The sequence below is a fragment of the uncultured Mobiluncus sp. genome (assembly GCF_902488535.1).
Classification (GTDB): domain Bacteria; phylum Actinomycetota; class Actinomycetes; order Actinomycetales; family Actinomycetaceae; genus Mobiluncus.
Genome location: NZ_CABTWO010000036.1, coordinates 1 through 6,309, shown reverse-complemented (window position 1 = coordinate 6,309; position 6,309 = coordinate 1). Strand labels below are relative to the sequence as shown.

At 55.7% G+C, this 6,309-nt stretch carries 6 protein-coding genes; 2 read left to right on the top strand and 4 right to left on the bottom strand.

Going from position 1 to position 6,309, the window contains the following annotated elements; translation table 11 throughout:
* Positions 1-770: class I tRNA ligase family protein (locus RDL66_RS08820; protein WP_308536601.1), on the bottom strand; the 770-nt coding region annotated here is incomplete at its 3' end.
* 30 nt (positions 771-800) lie between these two features.
* Entirely contained in the window at positions 801-2,465 is a 1,665-nt protein-coding gene (locus tag RDL66_RS08815) for a phospholipid carrier-dependent glycosyltransferase (RefSeq protein ID WP_308536607.1), read from the bottom strand.
* A gap of 127 nt (positions 2,466-2,592) precedes the next feature.
* Between RDL66_RS08815 and rsmI the strand changes: the two genes are divergently transcribed.
* Positions 2,593-3,459: a 16S rRNA (cytidine(1402)-2'-O)-methyltransferase gene (gene rsmI / locus RDL66_RS08810; protein WP_308536605.1), complete on the top strand. Its 867-nt coding sequence runs from the start codon at positions 2,593-2,595 to the stop codon at positions 3,457-3,459.
* Here the strand turns inward: rsmI and amrS are convergent.
* On the bottom strand, positions 3,456-4,508 hold the full coding sequence (gene amrS, locus RDL66_RS08805) for an AmmeMemoRadiSam system radical SAM enzyme (RefSeq protein WP_308536600.1): 1,053 nt from the start codon (positions 4,506-4,508) through the stop codon (positions 3,456-3,458). The two genes, rsmI and amrS, sit on opposite strands and share 4 nt — an antisense overlap.
* A gap of 22 nt (positions 4,509-4,530) precedes the next feature.
* Between amrS and RDL66_RS08800 the strand changes: the two genes are divergently transcribed.
* Positions 4,531-5,268, top strand: coding sequence for a glycerophosphoryl diester phosphodiesterase (locus RDL66_RS08800; RefSeq protein ID WP_308536598.1), 738 nt, complete (start codon positions 4,531-4,533; stop codon positions 5,266-5,268).
* Between the two features lie 22 nt (positions 5,269-5,290).
* Here RDL66_RS08800 and RDL66_RS08795 read toward each other — a convergent pair whose 3' ends face one another.
* Positions 5,291-6,118 carry a Sir2 family NAD-dependent protein deacetylase gene (locus tag RDL66_RS08795; protein ID WP_308536603.1) on the bottom strand — a complete coding sequence of 276 codons (828 nt, stop codon included), beginning with the start codon at positions 6,116-6,118 and terminating at the stop codon, positions 5,291-5,293.
* Positions 6,119-6,309: the final 191 nt, after the last annotated feature.

Genomic DNA, 6,309 nt, shown 5'->3' with positions numbered 1-6,309 from the left:
TCAAACCAAACATAGAGACGCTTGGGCTGATCCTCCCACCCGGGAATGGGGATACCCCAGTCAATATCCCGAGTCATAGCTCGCGGTTTAATGTCTTTTAAGAAGTTCTTGGAGAACTTGATGACGTTGGGCCGCCAATTGCCGTTCTTTTCCCGGTCGTCGAGCCACTCATTCAAGGCTTTGGCGAGAGCCGGTAAATCTAAGAAATAGTGGTCGGTTTCCACAAATTCCGGTGTCTCGCCGTTGATCTTGGAACGCGGCCGAATCAGGTCGGTGGGGTCGAGCTGGTTGCCGCAAGCATCGCACTGATCTCCCCGAGCTCCTTCCGCTCCGCAGATGGGGCAAGTTCCCTCAATATAGCGGTCAGGAAGGGTGCGTCCGGTGGAAGGAGAAATCGCCCCCCGGGTGGTCTGCACCTTCATGTAGCCGTTATCTCGCACCACTTTGAACATGGCGCGAACAGTCTCATAGTGATTGCCCGTGGTGGTGCGAGTAAACAAATCGTAAGACAGACCCAGCTGACACAAATCCTCCACGATTGCCCGGTTGTTATGGTCCGCCAATTCTCGCGGAGTCAGCCCGGCAGCCTCTGCTGCAACCAAGATTGGCGTGCCGTGCTCGTCAGTGCCAGACACCATCAGCACATCGTGGCCCCGCATCCGCATATAGCGGGAAAAAACATCCGAGGGAATTCCAAAACCAGCAACGTGTCCGATGTGACGCGGGCCATTAGCGTAGGGCCAAGCGACGGCAGAAAGTATATGAGTCATGACTCTATCCTAACGCCGCCGGTATGTTCCCTAAATCCAGTAAGCCCACTTCGTGTCAGGATTATTCAGCCACATTCGCCACCCGTAGTGGTCTTCGGGCATAGGCATACCGGTCCAGATGGGGAAAAAGAACACTGCCGCTACGAAAATGAACACTATGATTACCAGGGCAGTGATGAACTCGCCTCGGGAAACCTGGCTCAAGTCGGGCACCAGATTGTATCGACCGGTCCAATTTCGGTCTTTGGTGATTCGCCAAGCCCCCATCAACAGACCCAACAGATACACCACCGCCATAATCATGAAGGGAGAGATAACCACCGTGTAAAAAGTAAATATGGTTCGATTGGAGTACACCAGCCAGGGCAGCCAAGTGGCCATATATCCAGTAAAGATCAGCCCGGCACGCCAGTCGAGGAACCCGAATGCCGCTACCATGACCAGGATGAACGCCACAAATCCGACCCACCACAGAATCGGGTTACCCAAGGAATTGACCGCCTCAATACACCTGCTGGCTCCGCAGTCCCCCGGCACCCCTTCGTAATAAAACGAAGTGGGACGCAGCTGCAAAAGCCATCCCCACGGGTTAGCCATGTAGGGGTGGGTGGCGTCCAGGTTAGTGTGGAAAACAAAAATCTGGCGATGATAATCGAGCCAATCCGCCACCAAACCGCGATTGGTGTGTCCCCACGCTTGTGAATGGGTAAACCATCCCATCCAGGAAACCACGTAAGTCAGGAAAGCAATCGGCACCAAGTTCACGAAAGCGGGAAGCCCCCCGGTCAGGACAGACGACCCAATCCAGCGCGGCTCGGTGCGCCACCTGGCGGATAGCTCTCGAATGAACACAAAAATCCCAAAGACCGCTACAACGTAGAGCCCTGACCACTTCACACTCATGGCCAAGCCAAAGGCAATGCCCGCCGCGAAAAGCCAGGGCCGCCACCAATAGCTTGGCCCCCAAGAAAGCACAAAGCGAGAATAGTTAGGGGCTACGCCTAAGCCGGCAGCCCGGTGCTTGCTGCCGGGCAAGGTTTCCGCACTCTCGCTGCCCGCACGCCGAAAACGTTGACGCAACTGCTCAGTGTGTCTTGCCGCATCGATGTCTTGGAGGTCAGCGATTAGCCGTGGGCGATAGCTGAGTTGATCGCGAATAACGTACAGCACCCCCAGGAGGATAAACATTTCCAGGAAAATGTCGAGGATGGCGGTGCGGGACAGGGCAATTTGTACCCCGTCCAAACCCATCAAAACGGAGGCGAGAGTGGCCATGCTGGCGTTGCCAAATAGCTCCCACACAATGCGCCCCACCAGGTAGACCGCCACTGCACCGGCCACACAGACCGCGATACGCCACCCGAAAGGTTGGTTGCCGAACAGTTTGATTCCCAGCCCGATTAGCCATTTTCCCACGGTGGGATGCACCACAAAAGAACCTTCCAGCGGGGTTTTGAAACTCCCGGAGATAAACGTGGGGTCGAAATCTTTAGGCCACTGCACTTCGTAGCCGCGTTTGATGAGGCCGTAGGCATCTTTGACATAGTACGTTTCGTCAAAAATCAGGGTTTTGATTGCCCCCAGACGCACCACCCGAGTCAAAAACACCAGAAAAGCCACCACCAGAGGTCCCAGCCATCCCCAGAGGTATTCCCGCTCCCCGCGTTGGGGCCGTGCTCGGAAAGCGCTTCCCACGAAGGCCGGCCTACCCGGATGCAGCAGCAGGGCCAGGCCGGATGCGGGAGCGTTTCGGTACTCCGTAGGTGCGGGTCGAGGTGGGATATTCACGCCTCAAGTTTAATGGAAGAATGGAACGGTGAGCATGGATTATCCCCCGGTGTTTGAGGAAGTAAACCTAGTTCTGGCCGGAACCCCAATCGGAAATGTCGGCGACGGCTCACCCCGTTTGTGCGAGGCGCTTCGCACCGCCGAGGTCGTGGCTTGCGAAGATACCCGTAGAACCCGCGATTTAGCCCGCCGCCTGGGAATCGAAATGTCCGCCCGCCTGTTGGCTTACCACGAGCATAATGAAGCCGCAATGACCACGGAATTATTGAGCCTAGCCCGCGACGGCAAACGGGTTCTGCAGGTTTCAGATGCTGGAATGCCGGGAATTTCAGATCCGGGGTTTCGCCTGAGCCAGGCTGCCGCACAGGCTGGAATACCGTTTACGGTTCTGCCCGGTCCTTCCGCTCCGCTGCTGGCTTTGGTAGGTTCGGGCTTGCCGACAGATTCTTTCACCTTCGTGGGGTTCTTGCCGCGGAAGACCGCCGCTTTGTACCAGACGTTACAATCTTTCTCGACTCGCAGCGAGTCCCTGATTTTCTTGGAGTCGCCCCGCCGAACCATCGAGACGCTGGACGCTATGGTTCAGGTTTTCGGCCCCGCTCGACCGGCTGCACTGGCGCGAGAACTGACGAAAACCCATGAAGAATTTATCAGGGGTACCTTGGAATCTGTGCATACTGAGTTATGCTCACGTCCCGAGGTGTTAGGCGAAATCGTTATCGTCGTCCAAGGAGCACCCGCCGGGGGTCAGGCTGAATCCCCAACACGGCACCTGGAAAAAATGGAACAGCTGGTACACAATGGGGTGAAGGCAAAAGCAGCGGCTAAGCTCATTGCGACCTGGTTCGGCGGCTCCGCTAATGAACTTTTTTCCTCTTATCTCGGGGGAAAAAGCGACTAAGTCCAGACTCCAGGGATGACAGTTGCGCAGCGGGGACATTGCCCCGACTCTCCAACCGCGTTTTTGCAAACGTCGAACCAGTCCCTCGTGATAAGCGAATCTCCGCACCCGGGACAAAACGTGCTTCCCCCCTCACGGTCGCGCACGTTGCCGATATAGACGAAACGAATTCCTTCACCTTGTGCAATTTCCCGCGCTCGCTGCAACGTTTTTGCCGGGGTTCGCGGCACATCACGCATCTTCCAATCAGGATGAAAAGCCGAGAAATGCAGTGGAACGTCCGGTCCAACATTATCGACTATCCACTTCACAAGGTTCCGAATTTCCGTGTCAGAATCGTTATGACCGGGAATCAGCAGCGTGGTCAGTTCCACCCAGCACTCGGTTTCGTTGCATACGTAAGCAATAGTTTCCAGCACATCCCGTAAATGCGCACCGGTCAAATGCCAATAAAAATCTTCAGTAAACCCCTTTAGATCGAGGTTCGCCCCATCCATTTCCGCATACATCTCCCGCCGCGGTTCAGCACAGATATACCCGGCACTCACCGCTACTGTCCGCAGTTTCTCGGCGTGGCAGGCTCTCGCGGTATCTATGGCGTATTCGGCAAAAATCGTGGGATCGTTATAGGTGAAAGCAACCGATTGTGCCCCGTAGTGCAGTGCCAAATCCGCGATTTCCCCAGGAGAGACAGTCGTGGTTAAACGGTCATTTTCCCGGGCTTTGGAAATGTCCCAGTTTTGGCAAAACCGACAGTTCAGATTGCATCCCGCGGTCCCGAAGGACAACACCTGAGAACCCGGCAAAAAATGATACAGCGGCTTTTTCTCAATGGGATCGAGCCCAATTCCGGAACACCGCCCGTAGGTATCGAGCACCATTTTTTGACCTTGAGCTATCCGGGTATAACAAAACCCTCTTTGCCCATCGCGCAGCGTACAGGCGCGGGTGCATAAGTCGCAGCGAATTCGACCGTCCTCAAGCAAAGTCCACCACTTTGCGACTCGGCCTCGACTTTGCGTCCCGATAGTTTCAAACACATCGCCCATAAATCAACCTTAGACTGAAACCATGAAGATTTTTGCGCACCGCGGTCTAAACCGACAAGCTCCGGAAAACACCATGGCAGCCTTCCAGCTGGCTCACGAAGCCGGTGTGGAATGGATAGAAACTGACGTTGACATTCTGGGAGACGGCACCGCTGTTATCCTGCACGATTCCACTTTGGACCGCACCACTGACCGCAGCGGTTCAATGTATAACCTGAAGTTCTCGGATCTCTCTGAGATTTCCGCGGGAGCCAAATTCGGTGACGGCACCCGTTACCATAACGAAAGAATTCCCCTCCTCACCGACCTTTTGATCTTCCTTAGAGATAGCCATATGAAATGCAATCTGGAAGTGAAATCTAACGAGGCTGGCGGTGCCATGTCTCGCCTGTTGATTGACACTGTTTTACACGAGATTCGGGACGTGCGGCCTGAAGATTTGTTCATCAGCTCGTTTAATCACGTATTTCTGTACCAGATTCACCAGCAACGTCCCGATTTACAGCTGGCCTGCCTATTTACTAAAGAATGTCTGTGGGATGACGCGATTAGCCGCTGCGAACAGGTCGGCGCCACCGCGATTCATCCCGAAGACAGCGGGCTCACCGCCGAAATGACTCGACGCCTCAAGGACGCGGGGCTACAGATAAACGTGTGGACCGTCAACAACCCTTCCCGCGCTCGTGAACTCGCCAGTTGGGGAGTTGACGGGATTTTTACTGATATAGCTGATGAGATACGAGCGGCTTTACGCCACTGAGCGGCGCTGAGTTACCCTTCCGTCAGGCTCCCAGTAAATCCGCCAAGACCGTCAGGCATTGGGAAGCTCCGCCTTCGACGCGCAGATCCGCCGCCCGGTCGTACATGGTGCGCCCCTGATTGATGATTGCCAACGGGGCTCCTTTCGCCAAACCCGCCTGCATCACATATGTTGCCGTCCCCACCACCAGCGAAGAACCCACCACCAGCACTACGTCGGCCTTTGCCGCGGCTGCATACGCCCGGGACATCACATCTGCGGGAAGTAACTGCCCAAAAAACACGACCGCCGGTTTCAGCAATCCGCCGCAACGTTCACAAGGCACGGTTTTGAACGTGCAAGCCTCGGCGGCTTTCCGATCCGCCACCGCCAGAATGGCGACGTGCGCGGGATCCAGGTCAAGTGGATAATCCGGGTTTGCTTCGGTGAGTCGTTCGTGCAGCGCTTGTCTGTCGGTGACTTCCCCACAATCTACGCATTCCACTCGCACGAAAGAACCGTGCATCTCATAGACTTCCTTGCATCCGGCTTTTAAATCCAGGCCGTCAACGTTTTGGGTCGCGATGCCGGTCAGCAGCCCGGCACGTTCCAGTCTCGCTTGCGCGAGATGTGCTGGGGCGGGGTCAAGGGACAACATGGTTTGCCAGGTCTGGTGGTTGCGTGCCCAAACCCAGCGCTGCCACACCGGGTCACTGACAAACTGGTCATATTCCACCGAAGGTATCTCGGTGTTACCTTTGCCGCGATAATCGGGAATGCCGGTGTCGGTGGACATGCCAGCCCCCGTGACCAGCACGGTCTTTTTCCCTCTCATCCATCCCGCCAAAGTCTCTAGCTGTTGACGTGTCATTTCATCAAGAATGTCGAGGTTGCTCACGGCTCCATCCTACGCCGGGCAGCCCGGTCCAAAGCTGAGTTGGTGGGGTTCTCTAGTTGTTGTGTGGTTTAAACGGGTTTCGCCCCCACGGGGTGGGGGCGAAACGTTTTTGAAGTGTTAGTGCGGCGGTTTCCTACTCTCCCACACACCGGCGTGTGCAGTAC

Bases quoted from the DNA above. Each gene is read 5' to 3' on its own strand.
- amrS (WP_308536600.1), bottom strand. From the start codon at position 4,508: ATGGGCGATGTGTTTGAAACTATCGGGACGCAAAGTCGAGGCCGAGTC.
- RDL66_RS08795 (WP_308536603.1), bottom strand. From the start codon at position 6,118: ATGACACGTCAACAGCTAGAGACTTTGGCGGGATGGATGAGAGGGAAA.
- RDL66_RS08800 (WP_308536598.1), top strand. From the start codon at position 4,531: ATGAAGATTTTTGCGCACCGCGGTCTAAACCGACAAGCTCCGGAAAAC.
- rsmI (WP_308536605.1), top strand. From the start codon at position 2,593: ATGGATTATCCCCCGGTGTTTGAGGAAGTAAACCTAGTTCTGGCCGGA.